Genomic DNA, 23,359 nt, shown 5'->3' with positions numbered 1-23,359 from the left:
CTGGCCCTCCGGAAGGAGGGCCAGGGCCTCAGTCGTCCGCAGTTCCGCTACGGCCGCGGCGGCAGCGGTTCCGGACGCAGGGTGCGGTAACCCTCGCGCAGCGGAGGACGGTCGGTGGGAAGCTCCTGGATCATTTCCTTGAGCGCGCCGATGCCGTATTCCAGCTGCGGGTCGGTCCCGGCCGCGTAAGCGTGCGGCGGGAAGAGGACCTCGATGTCGGGTTCGACGCCGAAATTCTCCACGCTCCAGGCGACCCCGTCGCCGAACCAGGTGGCGTAGCGCGGCTGGGTGACTCCGGTGCCGTCGGCCAGCGTGAAGCGGTTGTCGATGCCGACCACGCCGCCCCAGGTGCGGGTGCCGATCACCGGGCCGATCCCCCGGAGCTTCGAGACCTGGGTGATGATGTCGCCGTCGGAACCTGCGAACTCATCGGCCAGGATGACCACCGGGCCACGCGGTGCGTGGTGCGGGTACGTGCGCGGCCGTTCGCCGCGCGGCATGCTCCAGCCGGTCACCTTGCGGCCGATCAGCTCCGCGACGAGCTGGGAAGTGTGGCCACCACGGTTCCGGCGGACGTCGACGATGAGGCCGTCCAGCGCTGTTTCGGTGTCCAGGTCCCGGTGCAGCTGGGCCCAGCCGTTGGCCATCATGTCCGGCACGTGCAGGTATCCGAAGGTGCCGTTGGAGGCCTCGCGGACCGTGCGGCGGTTGCCGTGCACCCATTCCTGGTAGCGGAGCCGCTCCTCATCCTTCAGCGGAACGACGGCGATCCGCCGCTGCAGCCCGGCCGCGGCGCCGTGGCCGGGGCCGTTGCGCAGGGTCAGTTCCACGGCCCGCCCGGCGGCGCCGAGCAATTGCTTCGCCGGGGTCACCTCGGCGGAGAGCGCGACGCCGTCAACCGCCAGCAGGATGTCGCCCTCCTTCGCGTCGGCTCCGGGACGCTTCAGCGGCGGGTTCGCCAGCGGGTCGGAGGAGTCGCCGGACAGGATCCGGGTGATCTCCCAGCCGCCGTCGCGGTACTCGAGATCGGCACCGAGCCGGCCCTGGCCGTTACTGCCGGGCTCGGTCACGGCTGCGGGACGCACGTAGGCGTGTGAGGTGCCCAGTTCGCCGTGCAGTTCCCACAGCAGGTCCACGAGATCGTCGTGCGAGCCGAGGCGCTCCACCAGGGGCCGGTACCGCCGGTGCACGGCTTCCCAGTCCTGCCCGGCCATGTCCTCGGTCCAGAAGAAGTCCCGCTGCAGCCGCCACGCCTCGTCGAAAGCCTGGCCCCATACAGCGAGCGGCTCCAAAAGCACGCGGATGCGCTGCAGGTCCACCTTCACCAGCTCACCGGATTCCTCGTCGGCCTTGGCCGTGGCCGGGGCCGCGCTGAGCTGTTTTTCGTGGACGAAGACGATCCTCTTGCCGTCGGCTGACAGCCGGTAGCGCGTCAGGGCCGGCACCAAGGTGCTCTGTTTCTGCTTGCCCAGTTCGTAGCGGACCAGGGACGGCGCCGGCGCCTTGTCCTGGAGGCTGCCGCGCCCGTCACCGGTGACGCCGGAAAGGGGCGTGTCGAGCCAAAGGAGGGCGCCGTCGGGGGCGGAAAGACGGGAGTAGTTGCCCTGCGCCACGGGCACGCCGATCACCCGAAACGCCAGCCCGTCGACGTCGACCCGGACCTCGGGGACAGCCGTCGCCGAAGCCGCCGGTTCCGCGCCCCCGGGGCCGACGTCGTCCGTTCCGGCGCTGCCGCCATCCAGCGGCTCGAATTCCAGCAGCTCGATGGCGGGGCCGAAGGGCGACGGCGTATCCGCGGCGAGGGCCAGCAGATACGGCTTGATGGGGCTCGGGAAGGAAAGGTCGAAGGCATGCCCGTCGTAGACGGGGTCGAAGCTGCGGTTGGACAGGAAGGCGAGGAACTTGCCGTCCGGCGTGAACACCGGCGACTCGTCGCAAAAGCGTCCGTCCGTGATGTCGATGATCCCGCTGCTGCCGTCCGCCTTGGCCATGCGGAGCTTGCTGCGCGAGCCGAAGGACGTGACGGGTTCGGACCAGGCAAGCCATTGCGAATCCGGGGACCACGCCAGGGCATCGATGGTGCCGTCCCCGATGGTCACCAGCGGTTCCAGGGATCCGTCGCGGGTGTCGGCCAGGAAGACATCACCGAACGCCGTTCCGACGGCGAGCCAACGGCCGTCCGGGCTCGCCTCGAGCGCGCAAGGCCGGGCGGGACGCGGAAAATCGATGCGGCGGACCGTCCCGGACGTCTCCGGGGCCGCATCCGCTGCGGAGGTGCCGCCGTCGCCGCTTGTTCCAGGCTCGTGCCCGGCCGCGCCGTCGTGCGCCCCGCCGTCGTCATGAACTGCGGCCCCCGCACCGTCGGCCGCGACGGGACCCCCGGTGACCGCTGCCGCCGACACCGGCCGCGGCAGCGCGTCGGGCTGCGGCAGTTCGTCCGGCTGCGTGGCGGGAGCCCCGGCGGCCGTATCCGGCTGCTTTCCGGCCGGCACTTCAAGCGGAGCGGCAATGTCCTTGATGTAGATGGCCTCGACGCCGCCGTGGTCCGCCACGTAGGCGATTTTTCCGCCGGCGAGCGGGCGGGGAAGCCTAGCGCGCACGCCCGGGGTGGCTTCGATGACCCGGGAGGGGCCGTCCTTGTGCCGGAGCCAGTGGATGGTGCCGTGGCTTTCCACGGCACTGGCGGTGCCGGCAGCGTTGGGGAAGACCTCGCCCAGGTGGGCGCCGACCTTCAACGGAGCCGGGCGGCGGTTTTGTGAGGCCGACCCCAGCGTGATGTCCAGCTTCACCGCCGCGGCGTCCTCCGCGAGTCCTGACAGCACCCACAGTTCACCGGCGGATTCGAACACCACGCGTGTGCCGTCCGTTGCGGCGTGGCGCACGTAGAAGTCCTCGTGGTCGGTGTGCCGGCGCAGTCCGCTGCCGTCCGGGAGCACCGAATACAGGTTCCCGTGGCCCTCGTGGTCCGAAAGAAAGGCGATGCGCCCGTCGATCCACATGGGGTCCGTCAGGTTGCCGTCGAGTTCCGGCACCAGCCGTTCGAATTCGCCGTTGCCATCGCGGTCTATCCACAGCTTCCCTGCGGTTCCGCCGCGGTACCGTTTCCACCAAGCGGGCTCCCTGGACAGCACACTGGCGAGGACCACCGGACGTTCATCCCCCACTTCGGGGCCGAAGGCCACGGATTCGACCGGGCCGTACGGGAGCTCGATGGCGGAGCCGCCGTCCAGCGGCAGGGCGTAGGCGTAGCTGTGGCGGTTTTCGGACTGCCGGTACGAGCTGGTGGCCAGCACTTCGCCCGCCGGGGTGAACCCCCTGACCCGGGTGCTGCTGTGCCCGAAGTATGTCAGCTGGGTGTACGCGCCGCCGTCGACGTCGGCAGCGACCACCTCGGGGGCGGTTCCGACGATCGTGGTCCAGACAAGCCGTTTTCCGTCCGGCGAGAAGCGGGGGCTGCGGGCCGGCAGCTGCTGGGCCGAAACCCGCCAGGCACGTCCGCCGTCGAGCGGGGCGATCCAGACGTCGTCCTCGGCCACGAAGGTGACGAGATCGCCGTGCAGATGCGGAAAACGGAAGTAACTGGAAGACGTCATCGTTCGATCATAGCCAAACGGTCATTCCCCTTCCGGAAGGCGTCTTGTGCCGGAAAACCGCGTGCCGTGATGTGATGAGGACATGCGAATCGTCATTTCCGGAGCATCGGGTTTGATCGGGACTGCGCTGGCGGAAAGCCTTCGCAACAAGGGACACGAAGTGGTCCGCCTCGTCCGGCGTCCGGCGCCCGCTCCCGACGAATGGTCCTGGGACCCGGCGGCCGGGGTTTTGGACGGGAAGGTGCTCGACGGCGCCGGCGCCGTGGTCAACCTTTCGGGCGCTGGAATCGGCGACCGCCGCTGGAGCAAGGCGCGGTTGCGGGAGCTCGCGGCCTCGCGCCTGAAGACGACGGAAACCCTGACGGCGGCGATGTCCCGGGTGCAGGATCCTCCGCCGGTCTTCCTGAGCCAGTCGGCCTCGGGGTACTACGGCTCGCGCACCGGCGTGCTCCGCGAAGACGCCGGCCCCGGTTCCGGCGTGCTGTCCAGGCTGTGCGTCGAATGGGAGGCTGCCGCGCACGCGGCGCCGTCCGGTGTCAGGGTGGTCACGCCGCGGACCGGGGTGGTGCTCAGCCCGAAGGGAGGTGCACTTGGCCCCATGCTCCCCCTGTTGCGCCTTGGCCTCGGCGGTTCCTTCGGCAACGGGCGGCAGTTCTGGCCGTGGATCACCCTGCCCGACGAAGTTGCCGCCTTTGAATTCCTGCTCGGATCCGGCCTCGAAGGGCCGGTGAATGTCTGCGCGCCGGAAAGCGCGGACGTCAACGCCTTGGTGGCCGCCCTTGCCCGCGCAGTGCACCGGCCCGCGTTCTTGAGGGTGCCCGCCCCGGCGCTGCGCCTGGTGCTCGGCCGCCTCGCGGATGAACTGGTCCTGGCAAGCCAGCGCATGGAACCGGCACGGCTGCTCGACGCCGGTTTCGAATGGCAGCACCCGGCGCTCTCGGACGCTGCGGCATGGCTGGCAGCGGAGATCCACTGACCTTGGAAGAACAGCCGAGGCTTAGGGGTCTTTTCAAGGGCCTCCGGCGAGGATGTCCGCGATCCGCCACCCGCCGTCGACCTTAGAGAGCATCAGCCGCAGCTGCTGCGGCGGCGCCGCCTCCCGTGGACGGACCAGTTTCCCTGACGCATCGCGTTCCTCGAAGCGGGAAGTTTCGACGACGGCGGTAACCGCCGCCCCTCCGTTCCCGGCGAGGCTGGAAACGCGGATGTCTTTCAGGGTGGTCGTGAACCCTGCCAGCACGACCCCTGCCTTTTCCATCTGCGCCCCGATCTTTGAGTCGGCGGCGGCTGCCGGCGAGCCGGCTGCATTGACTTCCGCAAGGAGCTCCAGCCGTCCCGTGCGCAGGGCGGAATCACGGAGGGCGGACAAGCCCTTGATGGCTTCTTCGGGCCGCCCGGAACGCAACTGGGCACGGACCGTTTCGCTGAGGCCGTCACTCACGCGTTCTCCTCGCCCGGTGGCAGGCACACCGCCAGGGTCCGGGATGCCCGCGGGGCCCGGCGCGCTGCTGCCCTGGGCTTCCGTACCGGGCTTCGACGGCGCCGCGGACCACCAGATGCCTCCCGCAAGCAGGAGTGCCACGGCCAGCGCGCCGGCGGCCCCGACCAGGGCCCTCCTCCGGGGTCCTGCCGAGGGCCGTGGCCTGGCCCCTGCAGTGGAAGGCCTGCCGGGAAGCCCGAACAGACGGCGCCCCGCGCCACGCGCCGGCCGCCTGGTCCGGACGCCCTTGCCTGAAGCCGGCCGGCGCCGGGTCAGCAGCTCCGGAACGACGCTGCTGTCCACCGCATCGGAGAGATCCACGGGAGCTGCCGCGGCGCTGCGGTAAACGGCGGCACCGAAGGCCATCGCCGGCGGCCGGGCGGCAGGGTCTTCCTGGAGTCCTGCTTCGATCGCAGCGGCCAAAGCCGCGGGCACCTCCGGCACGAGCAGGGTGAGCGGCGGCCGCCGCGATGAACGTTCGGGAGGCGCCCCGGTGAGGCAGTACCAGGCAAGGGCCGCCAGCGAATAGCAGTCCCGTTCAGGTCGGAGGACGCCGGAATCGCCGCCCGCCGCGGGATCGCTGAATCCCGGCGTCCCCTGGACCGGTGCCGCCCCGGGGTCGCCGAGCATCCGCGCGATGCCCAGGTCAGACAGGAGCGGCTTGCCATGCGCGCTGAACAGGACGTTGCCCGGAGACACATCGGAATGAACGACGCCTTCCTGGTGGAGGAACGCCAGGAGCCGCGCCAGTGGGGTGACGACGGTGACCGTCTCGCCCACACTGAGCCTTGTCCTCGCGCTGACCAGGCGTCCCAGGGAGCCCCCGGCGGCATAGTCCATCACCAGTCCCGGCAGGCCGTCGAAGCCACCGCCGAGCCGGAGGACGCCATGCAAGCCCAGCAGGTGTTCATGCTGCAACCGGGAGAGGATCCTGACTTCCCGCTGCAGGCCCGCCATGGACTGCGGGTCGGACAGCGGAGATGGTGCACCGGTGAAGCACTTGACCGCGACCTGGCCGCCGTCTCCCTTTGCGGTGGCCAGCCAGACCGAGGCGCTGGAGCCGCGCCCCAGCTCACGGACCGCCTCGTGGCCGGGAATCAACGGGGCATCGGGAATTTCCATGGTTCAAGGATTACCGGAAACCCGGAAATCCCGCAGAAGTTATCCACAGGCAGCCAAATCACCGGTGATGACTGAGAGCTTGGCCACAAAATCATGGCCTGGCACGGACGGGGTCTAAGCTTGAACGCATGACTCTAGAGTTTTCACAACTGGGTCTTGCCCCGGATTTCGTAGATTACTTGCACGGCTGGGACGTGCAGCGCGAAATCCACAACAAGGTTGTTGCCGGCGAGGGACCCAATACCGTCTTGCTCCTGGAGCACGCCGCCGTCTACACGGCAGGCAAGCTGACGGAAGACCACGAGCGCCCCTTCGACGGAACCCCTGTTGTTCCTGTCGACCGTGGCGGCAAACTCACCTGGCACGGTCCGGGACAGTTGATCGCCTATCCGATCATCAAGCTGAAGAACCGTGCCGGCATCCGCGACTACGTTGAACGTCTGGAAGCCACCATGATCGCCGTCATTGAGGATTACGGCATCCGGGCCGAACGCATCAAGGGCCGGGCCGGGGTCTGGATCAAGGCCGACGAAAAAGGCCCGGACCGGAAGATCGCCGCGATTGGCATCCGCGTGCTTGACGGCGTGACCATGCACGGCGTCGCCATCAACTGCAGCAATGACCTCGCTCCCTATGCGCAGATCATCGCCTGCGGCATCACAGACGCCGGGGTCACCACCATGTCCCTGGAGACGGGCCGCACCATCAACCCGGCGGACATCGTCGAACGCTTCGTGGAAGAATTCCGCAAGCACGAAGAAGCACTCGTCCTCAGCCCCGAAGGAGCTATCCAGTGACCCTGGCACCTGAAGGCCGTAAGTTGCTGCGTGTTGAGCAGCGCAACAAAGCGGTACCGGTCGAACGCAAGCCCGAGTGGATCAAGGCCAAGGTCCAGATGGGGCCCGAGTTCGTGGGCCTGAAGAACCTCGTGAAGCAGGAAGGCCTGCACACCGTCTGCGAGGAAGCCGGCTGCCCGAACATCTTCGAGTGCTGGGAAGACCGGGAAGCGACCTTCCTGATCGGCGGCTCCGAATGCACGCGCCGCTGCGATTTCTGCCAGATCGACACCGGCAAGCCCTCCCCCCTGGACCGGCTCGAACCCACCAAGGTCGCCCGCTCCGTCCAGTCCATGAACCTGCGCTACGCCACCGTGACCGGCGTGGCCCGCGACGACCTGGCGGACGAGGGCGTCTGGCTCTACGCCGAAACCGTGCGCAAGATCCACGAACTGAACCCCGGCACCGGCGTCGAGCTCCTCATCCCGGACTTCTCCGGCAACCCCGAGCACATCGCCGCGATCTGCGACTCGGCCCCTGAGGTGTTCGCGCACAACGTCGAAACCGTGCCCCGGATCTTCAAGCGCATCCGCCCCGCGTTCCGCTACGAACGCTCCCTGGACGTCATCACCCAGGGCCGCAACCACGGCATGGTCACCAAGTCCAACCTCATCCTGGGCATGGGCGAAACCCGCGCCGAGATCTCCGAGGCCCTGAAGGACCTGCACGAGGCCGGCTGCGACCTGGTCACCATCACCCAGTACCTGCGCCCCTCCGAACGGCACCTGCCCGTGGACCGCTGGGTCAAGCCCCAGGAATTCGTGGACCTGGCCGACGAAGCCGAAGAGATCGGCTTCCTGGGCGTCATGTCCGGACCCCTGGTCCGCTCCTCCTACCGGGCCGGCCGGCTCTGGGCCACCGCGATGCGCAAGAAAGGCCGCGACATCCCCGACCACCTGGCCCACATCGCCGAAGGCATCCAGGACTCCGGCACCACCCGCCAGGAAGCCCGCACCCTCCTCACCCACGGCGCGTAACATCCATCAAGCCACGGGGACCGGACGCCTTTCAACAGGCGTCCGGTCCTTTGTCATCACGTAGAATTAAAGGCACTATGGCGAAATCCCCTGATTCCAGCAAGCAGACCCCCTCGGCCGCCGACGCCCCGAAGCGCGGGCTGTTCTCCCGCAAGCCCAAAGAAGCCAAGGCCAAGAAGCCGAGCCAGCTCAAGCAAATCGCCGAGGTCTTCAAGATGACCCGCCGGAGCGACCCGCAGGTCGTCTGGTTGATGGTGCTGGCTTTCGTGGGCGTCATCGCCGTCAGCCTGCTTATCGGTTTCCTTCTCCAGAACCCGATCACTGGCCTGATCATCGGCATTCCGCTGGGCCTGCTGGCCGCCGTCTTCATCCTGTCCCGCCGCGCCGAGCGGGCTGCCTTCGCGCAGATCGAAAACCAGCCGGGCGCTTCCGGCGCCGCCCTCGGAACCCTGCGCCGCGGCTGGATCACCGAAGAGCAGCCGGTCGCCGTCAACCCGCGCACGCAGGATGCCGTCTTCCGCGCCATCGGCCGTCCCGGCGTCGTCCTCGTCAGTGAAGGCCCGTCGCACCGGGCCAAGCCGCTACTGGACGCAGAACGCAAGAAGCTCTCCCGCATCCTGCCGAACGTCACCATCCACGTGATCGAAAGTGGCCGGGGCGAAGGCCAGGTTCCCATCAGCCAGATCGCCAAGACCATGAACAAGCTCAAGAACGAGCTCACCAAGGTTGAGGTCAACGCGGTCAGCAAGCGCATCTCATCCCTGGGCAGCAACCGCCTGCCGATCCCGAAGGGCATTGATCCGTACAAGGCACGTCCCCAGCGTGGGCGCTGATTTCCTGCGAATACAAAAAACCGCCTCCATCTTTTTGGGGGCGGTTCTTTTGTATTCGGCAGAGACGGCCGCTACATCCTGATAAGGATCGTGTTCATGGCTTTGTCGTGGAGGCCACGCTGGTCCGGGTCGAAAATGACGGCGGGAATCACCAGGCAAAGAAGCAACGTCCGCACCAGGGCGGCCAGCGGGCCGGCCGGGCCGCCGCTCAACTTCACCACGTGGATGCCTGCGATGCGGTGCCCGATGCTGTAGCCGAGAGTGCCGATCAGCAGGATTTGCTCGACCGCGAAGACTGCAAGCGTGGCCCACTGGTTACCGGCAAACGCGAAATTGCTGATCAGGAGCGCCAGGCCCCAGTCGATGCAGATGCCAAGGATACGCCGGCCGGCGCGTGCCATGGACCCCGGGCCGGACTCGGGAAGGCCCAGCCGTGCGCCCGGGTACTTTGAAATGCCGGACGTATCCGGGCCGGTGAGCCATGAGCCGAGATCTTTACGGGAAACCACCCAACAAGCTTAACGGTATTACCGGCGGAGGGCGGCCACATGCCGGCCACCGCTGCCCCGCCTTCAGGCACGGCGCCGCGCCGCGTTGCGGACAACGTGGACCCCGGCCCCTCCGGCAAGTAGCGTTTACACAGGAGGCGGTTCTGTAACCTGCCTGAAACAAAGCTGATACTCCCGGGAAATCCCTTTTCCCTAAGGTTGTATGAGTTGCTAGCCACCGCACCGGGGGCACTTTTGTGTGCGCCGCCGGCTTCGGTTTTCGCTGGATCAGACGGCAAATGCCCGTTACCTGTTATGCGTTAGGAGCATAGATGTTCAAGACTGCGGAAGAAGTTCTCCAGTTCATCAAGGAAGAAGACGTCAAGTTCGTCGATATCCGCTTCACCGACCTGCCCGGCGTCCAGCAGCACTTCAACGTGCCGGCCAAGAGCGTTGACCTGGACTTCTTCGTACACGGCCAGCTGTTCGATGGCTCCTCCATCCGCGGCTTCCAGGGCATCGCAGAGTCGGACATGCAGCTGATCCCCGACGTGACTTCCGCGTTCATCGACACCTTCCGCATCGAGAAGACCCTGGCGCTGAACTTCTCCATCGTGAACCCGCGCACCGGTGACCCCTACCACCGCGACCCGCGCGGCGTTGCCGAGAAGGCAGAAGCCTACCTCGCATCGACCGGCATCGCCGACACCGCGTTCTTCGCTCCCGAGGCCGAGTTCTTCGTCTTCGACAACATCCAGTACCAGTCCTCCCCGCAGGGCAGCTTCTACAAGATCGACTCCGAGGAAGCCCACTGGAACACCGGCCGCGAAGAAGAGGGCGGCAATCTCGGCTACAAGACCCCGGTCAAGGGCGGCTACTTCCCCGTCTCCCCCACCGACAAGCAGGCCGACCTGCGTGACGCCATGTGCGTCGAGCTGGACAAGGCCGGCCTCGAGGTCGAGCGCTCCCACCACGAAGTCGGTTCCGCCGGCCAGGCCGAAATCAACTACAAGTTCACCACGCTGACCGCGGCTGCCGATGACCTGCAGAAGTTCAAGTACGTCATCAAGAACACCGCCGACGCCTGGGGCAAGTCCGTCACCTTCATGCCGAAGCCGGTCTTCGGCGACAACGGTTCGGGCATGCACTGCCACCAGTCCCTGTGGAACAACGGCGAACCGCTGTTCTATGACGAGAAGGGCTACGCCGGCCTCTCCGACACCGCACGCTGGTACATCGGCGGCCTGCTGAAGCACTCTTCCGCTGTCCTGGCCTTCACCAACCCGACGGTGAACTCCTACCGCCGCCTGGTCAAGGGCTTCGAAGCTCCGGTCAACATGGTCTACTCGCAGGGCAACCGCTCCGCCGGTATCCGCATCCCGATCACTGGCTCCAACCCGAAGGCCAAGCGCATCGAGTTCCGCGCTCCGGACCCCTCCTCCAACCCGTACCTGGCCTTCGCTGCCCAGCTGATGGCCGGCATCGACGGCATCCGCAACCGCATCGAACCCCCGGCACCGATCGACAAGGACCTCTACGAGCTCCCCGCCGAAGAGGCCAAGGACATCCCGAAGGCTCCGGGCTCCCTCGAGGAAGCCCTGGAAGCCCTGCGTGAGGACAACGAGTTCCTGCAGGCCGGTGGCGTCTTCACCCAGGACCTGATCGACACCTGGATCGAGTACAAGTACGAGAACGAGATCAAGCCGCTGGCGCTGCGCCCGAACCCGTACGAGTTCGAGCTCTACTACGGCGTCTAGTCGGACCAGCAAGGGCCGGTCGCAGCTTCCAGGCTGCGGCCGGCCTTTTGCGTTCCGGAAGCCGCGGCGCGGCTACTGTTTCCCGTACTTCTTGTGTACGGCCTGCTTGCTGACGCCGAGGCACACGGCGATCGCTTCCCAGGACAAGCCGGATTGGCGGGCGGCGCGTACCAACTGGGCTTCGGTCCTACCTACTTCCTTCTGCAGTTCCGCCACGGCATAGAGGGCCTCCGCGGGTCCCATGCCATCCATTGATCCAACCAGGGTCTTCATACGGTCTACCTCCATGGAGTCAACCATAGTTGACGGCCAAGCTGGCGTCAACAAACGTTGACGCCGGCTCCGGCGTCGTTCACTCCACCGAGCCCGCACCTTTCGTCCTGCCATGTTTCCCGGTTGAATGGAGCCACGGCATTTCGACCGAACTACTTTTTGGGGGAAGCAATGAAGAAGAAATGGACGATCCTGCTGGTACTGTCGGGCCTCGCGTTCGCCGCTTGCGCTTTGATCCTGCCCCGGCCGCTCGCGGCGGTTGCGGGCGGAGAGGCCGACGCCGGGACAACCGTGCTGTTCGTCCTCGGCCTTGTCCTGCTGGCAGACTCCCTCGGGCTGCTCGCCGTCGGACTCCGCCTGCGTTCCCGCGACCTCAACACGCCCCGCAGCTACGGCAACCGCGAGGCGATGGGCCCGGACGAGGACAGGAAGCCCAACCCTTACGAACTGCCCACGGCCTTGAACCAGACCCAGATGGGCCACCACACCGGGCAATAGGCCCCGACTGCCAGGGCTCCGCGTTGCGGCCCGCGTGCGAGGCGGTCACATTTTCCCGGACCCGGCTCCCGTCCTGTTACCGTGGCGGCATGGCCGAACTCAGTCCCGAAAGCCGCGAATACTTCCGCACCCTCCCCCGCCGGCGCGTAGCCGCGGGGCTCGTCATCCGTGACCATGGAGGCAGGGTCCTGGCGGTGAAGCCGAACTACAAGGACGGCTGGCTCCTGCCTGGCGGCACGGTCGATGCCGGGGAAGCCCCCCGCGCCGCCGCGCGCCGTGAAGGCCGCGAAGAATTGGGCCTGGACATCGTCCCTGGAGCCCTCCTCATCATTGGCCACTCGGCGTTTCCGTCCCCCATCGGCGATGGCCTGAACTTCCTCTACGACGGCGGAGTCCTGTCCGGCGACGCGCGGATCGTCCTGCAGGAAGCGGAACTCACGGAATGGCGGTTTGTCGCCGAGGCGGACTTCCCCGACTATTTCGGGATCCACGGTGCATTCCACGTGGCTTCGGCCCTCACGGGGCTGCGCGAGGGCCGGGTCCTTGAACTCCAGGACCGCGAGGAAGTCATCTAGGCCCAAGGCATCGCGGGCCACTGGATGTTACTGGCCGTAGAACTCCCGCTCGAAGACGGCGCGCGTCCGCCGGCTCATCCGAAGATAGTCCTCTTCGAAGACCGCGGCCTGGCCCGGCGCGTAGCCGCACCAGCGCGCCACCGCCTCCAGGTCCCGGCGCGAGGCCGGCAACAGGTCGGAGGCACGACCGGTGCAGATCACGTTGGCCGAGCGGATCCGGCTTGCCAGGCGCCAGGTGGAGCGCAGAAGCCGGGCGTCTTCCTTCCCGATCAGCTCCAGCTCTGCGATGGCGTCCAGCGCCTGCATGGTGGACGTGGTCCGCAGTGAGGGATGCTTCCCTGCATACTGGAGCTGCAGGAGCTGGACGAGCCATTCGACGTCGCTGAGGCCACCACGGCCGAGCTTCACGTGGCGTGCGGGATCGGCACCGCGCGGCAGCCGTTCCGATTCGACGCGTGCCTTGATCCGCCGGATTTCGCGAAGCTCGGTGTCCGCAAGCGCTGCCGGGTACCGGATGGGATCCACGAGTTCGACGAAGTCGGCGGCGAGGCCGTCGTCGCCTGCCATCGGCTTGGCGCGCAGAAGCGCCTGGGCCTCCCAGATCAGGGACCAGCGGCGGTAGTACTCGGCGTAGGAGTCCAGGGAGCGCACCATCGCCCCGCTCTTGCCTTCCGGCCGCAGGTCGGCGTCGACCGCGAGGACCCGTTCGGCCATGATCGCCGGCTTCAGCGGCTGGGTCAGCAGGCTCGACACCTGGGCGACGATCGCGAGGGCCTGCTTCTGTGCTTCCTCGTCGTTGGCACCAGGCTGTGCCCGGTGGACGTACATGACGTCGGCGTCGGAGCCGTAGCCGATCTCCCGGCCTCCCTGGCGTCCCATGGCCACCACCAGCACGTGGGTCTTGAGCGGGCCGCCGTCGGAAACGATGCTCTCGGCCACATGCAGGGCCCCCAGGACCGCGGCGCGGTCCGTGTCGGCCAGGGCAGCGCCCACTTCGTCCTGGTCGAGAAGCCCGGAACTGTCGGCAATGGCAATCCGCAGGATTTCGCGGCGCCGGATAAGCCGGATGAGGCGCATCGCGCTTTCCGGATCGGCGTGGCGGGACATCTTCGACTGGATTTCCTGCCACTGCGCCTCGAAGGAGACCGGCTTGAGCTCCTTGTCGTTCCCCAGCCAAGCCACCGATTCGGGAGAGACTTCCAACAGGTCGGCGATCAGCCGGGAGTTGGAGAGCACATGGCAGAGCCGCTCGGCCGCTGCTTGCGAATCGCGCAGCATCCCCAAATACCAGTGCGTGGTGCCAAGGGCCTCGCTGACGCGGCGGAAGGCGAGCAGCCCGGCGTCGGGATCGACTCCTTCGGCGAGCCAGCCAAGCAGGATGGGCAGCAGCTGCCGCTGCAGGGCCGCCCGGCGGCTCACACCTGCGGTGAGCGCCTCGATGTGCCGCATGGCACCCCGCGGATCGCGATAGCCGAGCGCCGCCAGGCGCCCCTGTGCCGCTTCCGGGCTGAGCCGCGCGTCCTCGCTGCTGAGGCTTGCTGCAGTGTTCAGCAGCGGGCGGTAGAAGATCCGTTCGTGCAGCTCGCGGACTGAGCGTTTCGTCTTCTGCCAGGTGCCGATCAGGGCATCCGGGTGCGGGCGTTCCGAGGAAAACGGCCCGAGCACCGCCTTTGCCAGGAAACGCTGGGCGTCCTCGCTGGTGGGCATCAGGTGCGTGCGGCGCAGCTGGAAGAGCTGGATCCGGTGCTCCAGCAGCCGCAGGTAACGGTACGCGCTGTCGAAGGCAGCGGCATCCGCACGGCCGATGTAACCGCCGGCGGAGAGCGCGGCAATGGCCGACGTCGTGTCCCGGCTGCGCAGCGTCTCGTCCGATTTCCCATGGACCAGCTGCAGCAACTGGACGGTGAACTCAACGTCCCGCAGGCCGCCCGGGCCGAGCTTGATCTGGCGCTGTTCCTCTGCCGGGGCGATGTTGTCGGTGACTCGGCGACGCATCGCCTGGACGGATTCGACGAAGCCCTCACGGCCCGACGACGCCCAGACCAAAGGCTGCACGGCGTCCTCGTAGCGGGTGCCGAGTTCCCTGTCGCCGGCGATAGTGCGGGCCTTCAGGAGCGCCTGGAACTCCCAGCTGTCCGCCCAGCGGGCGTAGTAGCTCAGGTGCGATGGCAAGGTCCGCACCAGCGGCCCGGATTTGCCCTCTGGGCGCAGGTTCGCGTCGACTTCCCAGAGGCCCGGTTCCGGCGCGGTGGAGGAAATCGCCCGCGAGATGCCGCTGGCCAGTGCGGTGCCGATCGTGGCGGCGTGGGCGTCCTCAAGCCCTTGCGCTTCGATCACATAGATGACGTCGACGTCGGAGATGTAGTTGAGCTCGCGGGCGCCGCATTTGCCCATGCCGATCACTGCCAGCCGGACGGCGGCGACATCCGCCGGGTCGAAGGTGCCGGCCGCCTCGGCCCTGGACACCGCCAGGGCAGCTTCGATCGCGGCCCCGGCGAGATCCGCAAGCTCCGCACCGACGATCGGCATCGCATCCTGCGGGCTCGCGGCGCACAGGTCGCGGATGGCAAGTTCGGTCAGGCCGCGCCGGTATGCCGTGCGCAGGGCCGCATAGGCGGCGGGGCCGGTCAGGCCAGCCACCGGCCGCGGGGAAGCGGCGTCGGCGCGGACCGAGGCGAGCAGCCGTGCCCGCAGCACAGCCGGGTCCTGCGCCTGTGGTTCGGGGCTGACCCGCTCGTCGAAGACATCGAGGTGCTCAGGGTGGCGGATCAGGAACTCGCCCAGGGCCTCGGAGGCGCCGAGCAGGCGGTACAGCGGTTCGCTGCGGTCCAGCTCGGCGGCCGCAAGCTCCCGCAGGGCCGGGTGCTTCTCGATGAGCCGCACCAGGGTCTGCAGGGCCGTATCGGGGCTGGCACTCAGGTGCAGGCCCGCGAAAAGGGTCTCCTGGTCGATTCCGTCGAGTTCACGGGCGCCAAGGAAGCGCTCCCCTTTGTCAAGATCGCTGAAACCGGCTGATATGAGCCGGCGTGCCAGGCTCATGCCGCCCGCCTAGAGGATGCCGAGGTTGCGCTGAAGCTCGTACGGGGTGACCTGGAGCCGGTAGTCCTGCCATTCCGCCCGCTTGTTGCGCAGGAAGTGTTCGAAGACCTGCTCGCCGAGGATCTGGGCCACGAGCTCGGAGTCCTCCATGGCCCGGATGGCGTCGTGGAGGCTGGACGGCAGCGGAGCGTGGCCCATCGCCTTGCGTTCAGCGGAGGTCAGCGACCAGACGTCGTCCTCTGCCGCCGGCGGCAGCTCGTAGCCTTCCTCGATGCCCTTCAGGCCGGCGCCCAGGAGCACCGCATAAGCCAGGTAGGGGTTGGTGGCGGAGTCGATGCCGCGGTACTCGATGCGGGCTGACTGGCCCTTGCCGGGCTTGTAGAGCGGAACCCGGACCAGGGCCGAGCGGTTGTTGTGGCCCCAGCTCAGGTAGCTCGGAGCCTCACCGCCGCCCCACAGCCGCTTGTAGGAGTTGACGAACTGGTTGGTCACGGCCGTGAACTCCGGGGCGTGCTTGAGGATGCCCGCGATGAACTGGCGTGCCGTCCTGGAGAGCTGGAATTCCGCGCCGGCTTCGTAGAAGGCATTCGTGTCGCCCTCGAAGAGGGAAAAGTGGGTGTGCATGCCGGAACCGGGGTGGTCCGTGAACGGCTTGGGCATGAAGGTGGCGTAGGTGCCCTGCTGCAGCGCCACCTCCTTGATGACCGTGCGGAAGGTCATGATGTTGTCCGCCGTTTGCAGGGCGTCCGCGTAGCGGAGATCGATTTCGTTCTGGCCGGGTCCGCCCTCATGGTGGCTGAACTCCACGGAGATGCCCACGGATTCGAGCATGGTGACGGCGGTGCGGCGGAAGTCCTGGGCCACGCCGCCCGGAACGTGGTCGAAGTAGCCGCCTTCGTCCACAGGAACCGGCGCCCCGCCGGGACCGAGCTCGCTGGACTTCAGCAGGTAGAACTCGATTTCGGGGTGGGTGTAGCAGGTGAACCCCATGTCCGCGGCCTTCGCGAGGGTGCGCTTGAGGACATTGCGGGGGTCGGCGGCGGACGGCTCGCCGTCCGGGGTGAGGATGTCGCAGAACATCCGGGAGGTCTGTTCGGTGTCTCCGCGCCAGGGCAGGATCTGGAAGGTGGCCGGGTCCGGCTGGGCAAGCATGTCCGACTCAAAGACGCGGGCGAGGCCCTCGATCGCCGATCCGTCGAAGCCGAGGCCTTCTTCGAAGGCACCTTCCACCTCGGCGGGGGCAAGTGCCACCGATTTGAGCGATCCGACGACGTCGGTAAACCACAAGCGCACGAAGCGCACGTCGCGCTCTTCGATGGTCCGCAGTACGAACTCTTGCTGGCGGTCCATGGGGCCCCTTTTCAGATTCAATGTCCACACCGCAGGCGGAGTTTTCTCCGGTCCCGCGGCAGCTCAGCCTTCACTCTACTAAGCATTGTGCGCGATTGCCGATGTCGGGACTCCCCGTAACACAGCGTTTACAAAAGCGGGAGCGTTGTCTCGCTGGTGGCTAGCCGGACGGGGACCGCATACGCTCTTGTCCATGGCCCCGAGCAACCCTGAATCGCGCAACCACCCCGAGTCCGGCACCAACCACGAGACGACCGCACCTTACGGCTCCGGCCCGTCGGCGGCTGGCGCTCCTTCTGCCGGCACTCCTTCCGCCGGAGCGGCAGGCGCCGCGCCATCCGGCCGCGTGCGCATCCACCACCTCCAGCAGGCCAAGGCCAAGGGCGCCCGCTTCGCCATGCTGACGGCCTACGAGCAGTACACCGCCGAAATCTTCGACCAGGCCGGCATCGAGGTCCTGCTGATCGGCGACTCCGCGTCCAACAACGTCTTCGGCAACGAAAGCAGCCTTCCGGTCACAGTGGACGAACTGCTCCCCCTCTGCCGTGCCGTCGCCCGCTCCGCCAAGCGGGCCCTTATCGTGGCGGATCTGCCTTTCGGCAGCTACGAAGTGTCCGCCGAGCAGGCGGTGGCCACCGGCGTACGCTTCCTCAAGGAGGGCCTGGCCCAGGCGGTGAAGATCGAAGGCGGCGCCTATTACGCACCGACGGTCCGCGCAATGGTGCAGGCCGGCATTCCGGTGATGGCCCATATCGGTTTCACCCCGCAAAGCGAACACGCGCTTGGCGGCTACCGGGTCCAGGGCCGCGGGGACGATGCACAGCGGTTGATCGACGACGCCGTTGCACTCGTGGATGCCGGCGCCTTCAGTGTGCTGATGGAAATGGTCCCGGCGGACACAGCCGCCGCGGTCGACGCCGCGATCAAGGTGCCGACGATCGGCATCGGAGCAGGGAATGCGACCACCGGCCAGGTGCTGGTCTGGCAGGACATGGCCGGCCTCCGGGGCGGCAAGATGGCCAAGTTCGTCAAGCAGTACGCGAACCTGCGGGGCATCCTCGGTGACGCCGCCCGGACGTATGCCGAAGAAGTCCGCTCAGGCACCTTCCCCGGCCCCGAGCACTCCTTCTAGCCGGACGCGTTCTAGCCGGACGCGCCGTCAGTCTTCGTCGCCCTTCTCCCAGGCCTCGTTGCGGGCCCGGACCTTCTCAAGCGCGTGCTCGGCTTCCTCGCGGGTCTTGTACGGCCCGATCAGCTGGGTCCAGTCGGACAACGCGTCCTCCTCGACCTTGTGGGTCTGCACGTTGTACCAGTACTCCGTCACGGTGACTCCTTCCCGATGGGCGGCCGCCGCGTAACTTTTCGCGGCGGCCATGCCCGGCCGCCCGCATTGTTAGCTGCGTCTCGTCGCTCCCTTATATGATCAATCTATGCCTTCCCCCGCTTTGACTGCACCCATCGGCACGCTCACCCAAGGAACCGTCAGCCCGCAGCTGCCGGTTCCGGCGTCGATTGCACGCCCCGAGTATGTCGGCAAGCCGGCCCCGGCCAAGTTCACCGGCTCCGAAGTAAAGTCTGCGGAGACCATCGAGAAGATCCGCATCGCGGGCCGGATTGCCGCGCAGGCGATCGTGGAGGTCGGAAAGCACATCCAGCCGGGCGTCACAACGGACCAGCTGGACCGGATCGGGCACGAGTTCCTCATGGACCACAACGCGTACCCGTCCACCCTGGGCTACCGGGGCTTCCCCAAGTCGCTGTGCTCCTCGCTCAACGAGGTCATCTGCCACGGCATCCCGGACTCCACAGTGGTCCAGGACGGCGACATCCTGAACATCGACATCACCGCGTTCATCAATGGCGTGCACGGTGATACCAACTACACCTTCCTGGTGGGCGACGTCGACGAAGAGTCGCGTCTCCTGGTGGAGCGGACACAGGAGTCCCTCAACCGGGCCATCAAGGCAGTGGCACCCGGCCGCGAAATCAACGTGATCGGCAGGGCCATCGAATCCTACGCAAAGCGTTTCGGTTACGGAGTGGTCCGTGATTTCACGGGCCACGGAGTGGGCGAGGCCTTCCACACAGGCCTGATCATTCCGCACTACGATGCCGCACCGGCCTACAACACGGTCATCGAGTCCGGCATGGTCTTCACCATCGAACCCATGCTCACCCTCGGCACGGTCGAATGGGACATGTGGCCGGACAACTGGACCGTAGTGACCCGGGACCGCAAGCGCACCGCGCAGTTCGAACACACCCTGCTCGTGACCGACACCGGCGCGGAAATCCTCACGCTGCCTTGACCGGGCCGCCGGAAGTCCCGGCCGCCCCGCGCCTATTTGCCTAGTGCCCCATCTGCCGCCAACCACCTGCCTAGAACGGATATGCATTGACGAAGGATTCGAAGACCCACAAGAACGCCCCGCTGATCGGGATCGACATCGGCGGTACCGGCATCAAGGGCGGAATCGTGGACTTGAAGAAGGGCAAGCTCGTCGGTGAGCGCTTCCGGATCCCTACCCCGCAGCCGGCCACCCCGGAAGCCGTCGCCGATGTCGTGGCCCAGATCGTCGAAGAACTTTCGGACCGTCCTGAGGCTCCGGCGAAAGGCTCGCCGGTCGGTGTCACCTTCCCGGGCATCATCCAGCACGGCGTGGTCCGCTCAGCGGCGAACGTTGACAAGTCCTGGCTGGAGACCGACGTCGACAGCCTGTTCAGCGAACGCCTGGGCCGCCCGGTCGAGGTTATCAACGACGCCGACGCCGCCGGCCTCGCCGAAGCCCGCTACGGCGCCGGTGAAGGCGTGGACGGCACCGTCCTGGTCATCACCCTCGGCACCGGCATCGGCTCCGCCTTCATCTTCAACGGCCAGCTGGTCCCCAACGCTGAACTCGGCCACCTCGAGGTCGACGGATATGACGCCGAAACGAAGGCCTCCGCCGTCGCCCGCGAACGCGACGGCCTGAGCTGGGACGAGTACGGGGTCAAGCTCAACCGCTACCTGCAGCACGTCGAGTTCCTCTTCTCCCCCGAGCTCTTCATCATCGGCGGCGGAATCTCCAAGCGCTCGGACGAATACTTCCCGCACCTGGAACTGCGGACCAAGATCGTCACCGCGGAGCTGAAGAACGACGCCGGAATCGTCGGCGCCGCCCTGGAAGTCGCTTTCCACCACAAGCTCGTCAAGTAGAGGGTTGGTGCCGGTGGTGGCGGGGGCTTCCCCTCCGCCGCCACCACCGGAGTCTTTGCATGGAGTTACTGGGCGCCCTTGGCGCCGGCCTTGCTCCTGCTGTTCTTTCCGGCGACTTCGTGCCGGAGCTGGGCTTCTTCCCGCAGCAGCGCTATCGCGGATTCGAAATCTTCCAGGGATTCGAACGCCTGGTAGACACTGGCGAAGCGGAGGTAGGCAACCTGGTCCAGCTTCTGCAGCGGGCCAAGGATGGCGAGGCCTACCTGGTGGGCATCGATCTCGGCCGCACCGGATGCCCGAATGTTCTCCTCGACCTCCTGGGCGAGCATCGCAAGGTCATCCTCGGTGACGGGACGGCCCTGGCACGCCTTGCGGACGCCGTTGATGATCTTGCTCCGGCTGAAGGGTTCTCCGACGCCTGAGCGCTTGACCACGGACAGGCTGGTGGTTTCCACCGTGGTGAACCGGCGGCCGCATTCGGGGCACTGCCGGCGGCGGCGGATGGAGGAGCCGTCTTCGGCCATGCGGCTGTCCACCACACGGGAATCGGGGTTACGGCAAAACGGACAATACACGCCGGCCTCCCTGTTTCATCCGCAGTGGCTCCCGGCCGGATCGGGCCGGAAAAGCAATGGTGGCGGAAGCAATGCTTCCGCCACCATTTTACGTTCGCACGCAGGCTAATGACAAGCATGTAACTACTACATGTAGTGCGGCCCGCCGTATATGTAGTGCTTATGCCCCCGCGAAGCGGATTGTGACGGCGTCACCGTGGCCAGGGAGGTCCTCGGCCCCGGCCAGGCTCACAATGTGCCGGCTGACCTCTTCCAGCGCCTGCCGGTTGTAGTTGATGAGCTGAACCGCACGGAGGAAGGTGGTGACGTTGAGCCCGGAGGAGAACGCCGCAGTGCCACTGGTGGGCAGCACATGGTTGGAGCCGGCACAGTAGTCGCCGAGGCTGACGGGGCTGTAGTCACCGACGAAAATCGCCCCTGCGTTGCGGATCCGCGCGGCAACCGCCGGCGCGTCCGCCGTCATGATCTCCAGGTGCTCGGCCGCGTATGCGTCGCACACCGCGATACCCTGGTCCAGGTTGTCGACCAGCACGACGCCGGACTGCGGCCCGGAGAGGGCCGTCACCACCCGTTCGCGGTGCTTGGTCCGGGCGGCCTGGCGCTTGAGCTCGGCGTCCACGGCCGCAGCCAGGTCCGGCGAATCCGTGACAAGCACGGATGCCGCCTTCGGATCATGCTCGGCCTGGCTGATGAGGTCCGCGGCCACGAGGTCCGGACGCGCAGTGCCGTCGGCGAGGATGGCGATTTCGGTGGTGCCGGCCTCGGAGTCGATGCCCACCACGCCCTTGACGAGGCGCTTGGCCGTCGCCACGAAGATATTGCCGGGACCGGTGACGACGTCCACCGGCTCAATGGCTTCCTCACCATCCGCGCCCGGGATGCCGTACGCGAAGGCGGCTACTGCCTGGGCACCGCCGATGGCGTAGACCTCGTCGATCCCGAGCAGCGCGGCAGCGGCCAGGATGGTGGGGTGGGGCAGGCCGCCGAACTCCTTCTGCGGCGGCGACGCCAGGGCCACCGAGGGCACGCCTGCCGCCTGGGCGGGAACCACGTTCATGATCACGGACGACGGATACACTGCCAGCCCTCCTGGCACGTATAGACCGACGCGGCCAACGGGCACCCAGTTCTGGCTGACGACGGCACCGTCGCCGAGTTCGACGTCGACGTCTGCCGGACGCTGGGCGGTGGCGAACTGCCGGGCACGGCTGATGGATTCTTCCAAGGCGGAACGGACCGCGGGATCGAGGCTCTCAAGGGCTTCGGCGAGTGCCGCCGCCGGAACGCGCGGGTGGGCCTGCTCGACGCCGTCGAATGCCAGCGCGAACTCGCCCAGCGCGGCAAAACCGCGGGAACGCACAGCCGCGATGATCTCCCGTACCTTCTGTTCAGCGTCGGCCACCGTCTGATGCCGAGCCCGCGGCACGGCCGCACGCAGTTCCGCGAGCGAAAGGGCGCGGCCCCGCAGGTCGATGCTGCGGAACTCAAGGGACTCGGTAGGGGTGGCGGCTGGGTTCTCCGGAGAAATGGTCACCCGGCCATTTTAGTGTGCCTGCCCGCCGGACTGTGGTCCCCGGCTCAGCAGGCCGATCAGGTTGTAGAGGAAAGCCAGCAGCGCGACAGCCAGGGGCCAGACGAGCAGCACGACGACGGAACGGAGGGTGAAGCCATCTTCGCCGGCAGGAACCCGGCCGGAGGAGCCCCACCATCCTGCGGCCAGGATGCCCGACTGCCAGGCCACGGCTGCGCCCGCCAGTCCCCCGGCAACGGCCAGGAAGGTCCGCAGTCCGCGGCGCTTGTCCGGCGGACTCGAATCGAGCAGCACGGCGGTGAAACAGCCGGCAAGCAGCAGCAAGCCGGCCAGCACCAGGTCCCGGGGAAGCCGCGTCAGGGGTGTCGAGGGGTCCGCGAGGGCGGCGTCGCGGGTGAGCAGGTTGGCTCCACCCGGCGCGAGCAGCCACCAGGCAATGCCGAGTAGGGCTCCGGCGGCCACGGGCACGACGAACCACAGCCAGGCCCGGCCCCGCCGTACGGATTCCCCGCCTTCATCGGCCGGGATCCCGTTCCGGGCGGGTCCGGTGCTCTCATACGCAGGCAGGGTCATGGGTGCCACATTAACAAACATTGCGTTCACGGCCGCAACAAGGCGTTGCCGGGATACTCGGAATACCCCCACGGAGGCTCGTGGGAATACGCTGATCCCAAGAGCACCATCACGATTTCGAGCAGGAGCTGGCCATGGCTGCGGACGTCCCGTCCTTCGTGGGAACCTTCAAGGAAATGTTCCGGCGGCACGCTGCGGGCGTTTCCATCATCACCGCGGACCTGGACGGCAGCCCCTTTGGATTCACCGCGACGTCGGTGGCCTCACTGTCCGCTGAGCCGCCCCGCTTCACTTTCAACATGTCGCGCAGTTCCAGCTCCTGGCCGGCCATCGCGAACTCTACGTACATCGGGCTGCACATGCTCGGCCACGAAAACGAAGCCCTGGCGGACCGTTTCGCCCGCGGCGGCATAGAGCGCTTCGAAGGCGACCATTGGGAGCCTGGCCCCTTCGGGGTGCCGCTGCTGAAAAACGTCACCGGCTGGCTCATCGGGAAGATCCAGATGCGTCTTTCCTTCGAGAACAACGCGGTGGTCGTCGTCGAAGTGGTGGACGGACAGGTGGGCGAGGACGGGAGCCCGCTGCTGTACCACTCGGGCAGCTACGGGCAACCCGTCCCGCTCGACTACGAAATCTGAGCCCGGCCGCCCAGCTGTCCAGGCA

Annotated in this window: 21 protein-coding genes; 11 read left to right on the top strand and 10 right to left on the bottom strand. The window is 67.2% G+C overall.

The genetic code is table 11. The annotated features are described in order from the left end of the window. Nucleotides 1–47: 47 nt before the first annotated feature. Nucleotides 48–3,593 carry a S41 family peptidase gene (locus ACZ9CK_RS06880; RefSeq protein ID WP_476049585.1) on the bottom strand — a complete coding sequence of 1,182 codons (3,546 nt, stop codon included), beginning with the start codon at nucleotides 3,591–3,593 and terminating at the stop codon, nucleotides 48–50. A gap of 82 nt (nucleotides 3,594–3,675) precedes the next feature. Between ACZ9CK_RS06880 and ACZ9CK_RS06875 the strand changes: the two genes are divergently transcribed. Continuing rightward, complete coding sequence (locus ACZ9CK_RS06875; RefSeq protein ID WP_476049584.1) at nucleotides 3,676–4,569, top strand: TIGR01777 family oxidoreductase; 894 nt, start codon at nucleotides 3,676–3,678, stop codon at nucleotides 4,567–4,569. A gap of 33 nt (nucleotides 4,570–4,602) precedes the next feature. Here ACZ9CK_RS06875 and ACZ9CK_RS06870 read toward each other — a convergent pair whose 3' ends face one another. Then, nucleotides 4,603–6,195, bottom strand: a complete 1,593-nt coding sequence (locus ACZ9CK_RS06870; protein ID WP_476049583.1) for a serine/threonine-protein kinase — start codon at nucleotides 6,193–6,195, stop codon at nucleotides 4,603–4,605. Nucleotides 6,196–6,293: 98 nt separating this feature from the next. Here ACZ9CK_RS06870 and lipB point away from each other — a divergent pair, with 98 nt between their 5' ends. The 3 genes from lipB (at nucleotide 6,294) to ACZ9CK_RS06855 (ending at nucleotide 8,841) form a co-directional block, all read left to right on the top strand. Next, nucleotides 6,294–6,992 carry a lipoyl(octanoyl) transferase LipB gene (lipB, locus tag ACZ9CK_RS06865; protein WP_476050871.1) on the top strand — a complete coding sequence of 233 codons (699 nt, stop codon included), beginning with the start codon at nucleotides 6,294–6,296 and terminating at the stop codon, nucleotides 6,990–6,992. Beyond that, complete coding sequence (lipA, locus tag ACZ9CK_RS06860; RefSeq protein WP_426303038.1) at nucleotides 6,989–8,008, top strand: lipoyl synthase; 1,020 nt, start codon at nucleotides 6,989–6,991, stop codon at nucleotides 8,006–8,008. The genes lipB and lipA overlap by 4 nt, the downstream gene beginning before the upstream one ends. 77 nt (nucleotides 8,009–8,085) lie before the next feature. After that, on the top strand, nucleotides 8,086–8,841 hold the full coding sequence (locus ACZ9CK_RS06855) for a DUF4191 domain-containing protein (protein ID WP_426303037.1): 756 nt from the start codon (nucleotides 8,086–8,088) through the stop codon (nucleotides 8,839–8,841). Between the two features lie 71 nt (nucleotides 8,842–8,912). Here the strand turns inward: ACZ9CK_RS06855 and ACZ9CK_RS06850 are convergent, their stop codons facing one another. Further along, nucleotides 8,913–9,350: an RDD family protein gene (locus tag ACZ9CK_RS06850; protein ID WP_426303036.1), complete on the bottom strand. Its 438-nt coding sequence runs from the start codon at nucleotides 9,348–9,350 to the stop codon at nucleotides 8,913–8,915. A gap of 311 nt (nucleotides 9,351–9,661) precedes the next feature. Between ACZ9CK_RS06850 and glnA (ACZ9CK_RS06845) the strand changes: the two genes are divergently transcribed. Further along, on the top strand, nucleotides 9,662–11,086 hold the full coding sequence (glnA, locus tag ACZ9CK_RS06845; protein ID WP_426303035.1) for a type I glutamate--ammonia ligase: 1,425 nt from the start codon (nucleotides 9,662–9,664) through the stop codon (nucleotides 11,084–11,086). A 72-nt stretch (nucleotides 11,087–11,158) separates the two neighbouring features. On the opposite strand, the gene ACZ9CK_RS06840 is transcribed toward glnA (ACZ9CK_RS06845), so the two are convergent. After that, nucleotides 11,159–11,374: a death domain-containing protein gene (locus ACZ9CK_RS06840; protein WP_426303020.1), complete on the bottom strand. Its 216-nt coding sequence runs from the start codon at nucleotides 11,372–11,374 to the stop codon at nucleotides 11,159–11,161. Between the two features lie 156 nt (nucleotides 11,375–11,530). Between ACZ9CK_RS06840 and ACZ9CK_RS06835 the strand changes: the two genes are divergently transcribed. After that, a complete protein-coding gene (locus tag ACZ9CK_RS06835) occupies nucleotides 11,531–11,857 on the top strand; it encodes a hypothetical protein (RefSeq protein ID WP_426303019.1) in 327 nt (108 codons plus the stop codon). A gap of 89 nt (nucleotides 11,858–11,946) precedes the next feature. Beyond that, entirely contained in the window at nucleotides 11,947–12,432 is a 486-nt protein-coding gene (locus ACZ9CK_RS06830; protein WP_426303018.1) for an NUDIX domain-containing protein, read from the top strand. 27 nt (nucleotides 12,433–12,459) lie between these two features. Here the strand turns inward: ACZ9CK_RS06830 and ACZ9CK_RS06825 are convergent, their stop codons facing one another. Together ACZ9CK_RS06825 and glnA (ACZ9CK_RS06820) are read right to left on the bottom strand one after the other, a co-directional pair. Then, nucleotides 12,460–15,471 carry a bifunctional [glutamine synthetase] adenylyltransferase/[glutamine synthetase]-adenylyl-L-tyrosine phosphorylase gene (locus ACZ9CK_RS06825; RefSeq protein ID WP_476049582.1) on the bottom strand — a complete coding sequence of 1,004 codons (3,012 nt, stop codon included), beginning with the start codon at nucleotides 15,469–15,471 and terminating at the stop codon, nucleotides 12,460–12,462. A gap of 9 nt (nucleotides 15,472–15,480) precedes the next feature. Next, nucleotides 15,481–16,821 (bottom strand): type I glutamate--ammonia ligase, encoded by a 1,341-nt coding sequence (gene glnA / locus ACZ9CK_RS06820; RefSeq protein ID WP_426303016.1) that lies wholly within the window; start codon nucleotides 16,819–16,821, stop codon nucleotides 15,481–15,483. A gap of 193 nt (nucleotides 16,822–17,014) precedes the next feature. Here glnA (ACZ9CK_RS06820) and panB point away from each other — a divergent pair, with 193 nt between their 5' ends. Continuing rightward, nucleotides 17,015–17,953 carry a 3-methyl-2-oxobutanoate hydroxymethyltransferase gene (gene panB / locus ACZ9CK_RS06815; protein WP_426303015.1) on the top strand — a complete coding sequence of 313 codons (939 nt, stop codon included), beginning with the start codon at nucleotides 17,015–17,017 and terminating at the stop codon, nucleotides 17,951–17,953. Between the two features lie 27 nt (nucleotides 17,954–17,980). Here panB and ACZ9CK_RS06810 read toward each other — a convergent pair whose 3' ends face one another. After that, nucleotides 17,981–18,145 (bottom strand): SPOR domain-containing protein, encoded by a 165-nt coding sequence (locus ACZ9CK_RS06810; RefSeq protein WP_426303014.1) that lies wholly within the window; start codon nucleotides 18,143–18,145, stop codon nucleotides 17,981–17,983. 106 nt (nucleotides 18,146–18,251) lie between these two features. Between ACZ9CK_RS06810 and map the strand changes: the two genes are divergently transcribed. Together map and ppgK are read left to right on the top strand one after the other, a co-directional pair. Then, a complete protein-coding gene (map, locus tag ACZ9CK_RS06805; RefSeq protein ID WP_426303013.1) occupies nucleotides 18,252–19,130 on the top strand; it encodes a type I methionyl aminopeptidase in 879 nt (292 codons plus the stop codon). An 86-nt stretch (nucleotides 19,131–19,216) separates the two neighbouring features. Continuing rightward, a complete protein-coding gene (gene ppgK / locus ACZ9CK_RS06800) occupies nucleotides 19,217–20,017 on the top strand; it encodes a polyphosphate--glucose phosphotransferase (RefSeq protein ID WP_426303012.1) in 801 nt (266 codons plus the stop codon). Nucleotides 20,018–20,082: 65 nt separating this feature from the next. Here the strand turns inward: ppgK and nrdR are convergent, their stop codons facing one another. From nrdR to ACZ9CK_RS06785, 3 genes are all read right to left on the bottom strand, one after another. Further along, a complete protein-coding gene (gene nrdR / locus ACZ9CK_RS06795) occupies nucleotides 20,083–20,592 on the bottom strand; it encodes a transcriptional regulator NrdR (RefSeq protein WP_426303011.1) in 510 nt (169 codons plus the stop codon). Nucleotides 20,593–20,752: 160 nt separating this feature from the next. Next, nucleotides 20,753–22,126 carry a histidinol dehydrogenase gene (hisD, locus tag ACZ9CK_RS06790; protein ID WP_476049581.1) on the bottom strand — a complete coding sequence of 458 codons (1,374 nt, stop codon included), beginning with the start codon at nucleotides 22,124–22,126 and terminating at the stop codon, nucleotides 20,753–20,755. 9 nt (nucleotides 22,127–22,135) lie between these two features. Next, the gene (locus ACZ9CK_RS06785) at nucleotides 22,136–22,696 is read right to left on the bottom strand and encodes a hypothetical protein (RefSeq protein WP_476049580.1); all 561 of its coding nucleotides are present in this window, start codon (nucleotides 22,694–22,696) and stop codon (nucleotides 22,136–22,138) included. A 134-nt stretch (nucleotides 22,697–22,830) separates the two neighbouring features. On the opposite strand from ACZ9CK_RS06785, the gene ACZ9CK_RS06780 reads away from it, so the two are divergent. Further along, nucleotides 22,831–23,334, top strand: a complete 504-nt coding sequence (locus tag ACZ9CK_RS06780) for a flavin reductase family protein (RefSeq protein ID WP_426303008.1) — start codon at nucleotides 22,831–22,833, stop codon at nucleotides 23,332–23,334. The last annotated feature ends 25 nt before the right edge of the window (nucleotides 23,335–23,359 follow it).

It is taken from the genome of Arthrobacter sp. TE26545 (assembly GCF_056279005.1).
The sequence above is the reverse complement of the archived record's forward strand: the minus strand, read 5'-3'. Positions and strand labels throughout refer to the sequence as shown.

Coding starts and splice junctions, on each gene's coding strand:
- ACZ9CK_RS06880 (WP_476049585.1), bottom strand. CDS start 3,593: ATGACGTCTTCCAGTTACTTCCGTTTTCCGCATCTGCACGGCGATCTC.
- ACZ9CK_RS06875 (WP_476049584.1), top strand. CDS start 3,676: ATGCGAATCGTCATTTCCGGAGCATCGGGTTTGATCGGGACTGCGCTG.
- ACZ9CK_RS06870 (WP_476049583.1), bottom strand. CDS start 6,195: ATGGAAATTCCCGATGCCCCGTTGATTCCCGGCCACGAGGCGGTCCGT.
- ACZ9CK_RS06855 (WP_426303037.1), top strand. CDS start 8,086: ATGGCGAAATCCCCTGATTCCAGCAAGCAGACCCCCTCGGCCGCCGAC.
- glnA (WP_426303035.1), top strand. CDS start 9,662: ATGTTCAAGACTGCGGAAGAAGTTCTCCAGTTCATCAAGGAAGAAGAC.
- ACZ9CK_RS06840 (WP_426303020.1), bottom strand. CDS start 11,374: ATGGAGGTAGACCGTATGAAGACCCTGGTTGGATCAATGGATGGCATG.
- ACZ9CK_RS06835 (WP_426303019.1), top strand. CDS start 11,531: ATGAAGAAGAAATGGACGATCCTGCTGGTACTGTCGGGCCTCGCGTTC.
- ACZ9CK_RS06830 (WP_426303018.1), top strand. CDS start 11,947: ATGGCCGAACTCAGTCCCGAAAGCCGCGAATACTTCCGCACCCTCCCC.
- ACZ9CK_RS06825 (WP_476049582.1), bottom strand. CDS start 15,471: ATGAGCCTGGCACGCCGGCTCATATCAGCCGGTTTCAGCGATCTTGAC.
- glnA (WP_426303016.1), bottom strand. CDS start 16,821: ATGGACCGCCAGCAAGAGTTCGTACTGCGGACCATCGAAGAGCGCGAC.
- panB (WP_426303015.1), top strand. CDS start 17,015: ATGGCCCCGAGCAACCCTGAATCGCGCAACCACCCCGAGTCCGGCACC.
- map (WP_426303013.1), top strand. CDS start 18,252: ATGCCTTCCCCCGCTTTGACTGCACCCATCGGCACGCTCACCCAAGGA.
- ACZ9CK_RS06785 (WP_476049580.1), bottom strand. CDS start 22,696: ATGACCCTGCCTGCGTATGAGAGCACCGGACCCGCCCGGAACGGGATC.
- ACZ9CK_RS06780 (WP_426303008.1), top strand. CDS start 22,831: ATGGCTGCGGACGTCCCGTCCTTCGTGGGAACCTTCAAGGAAATGTTC.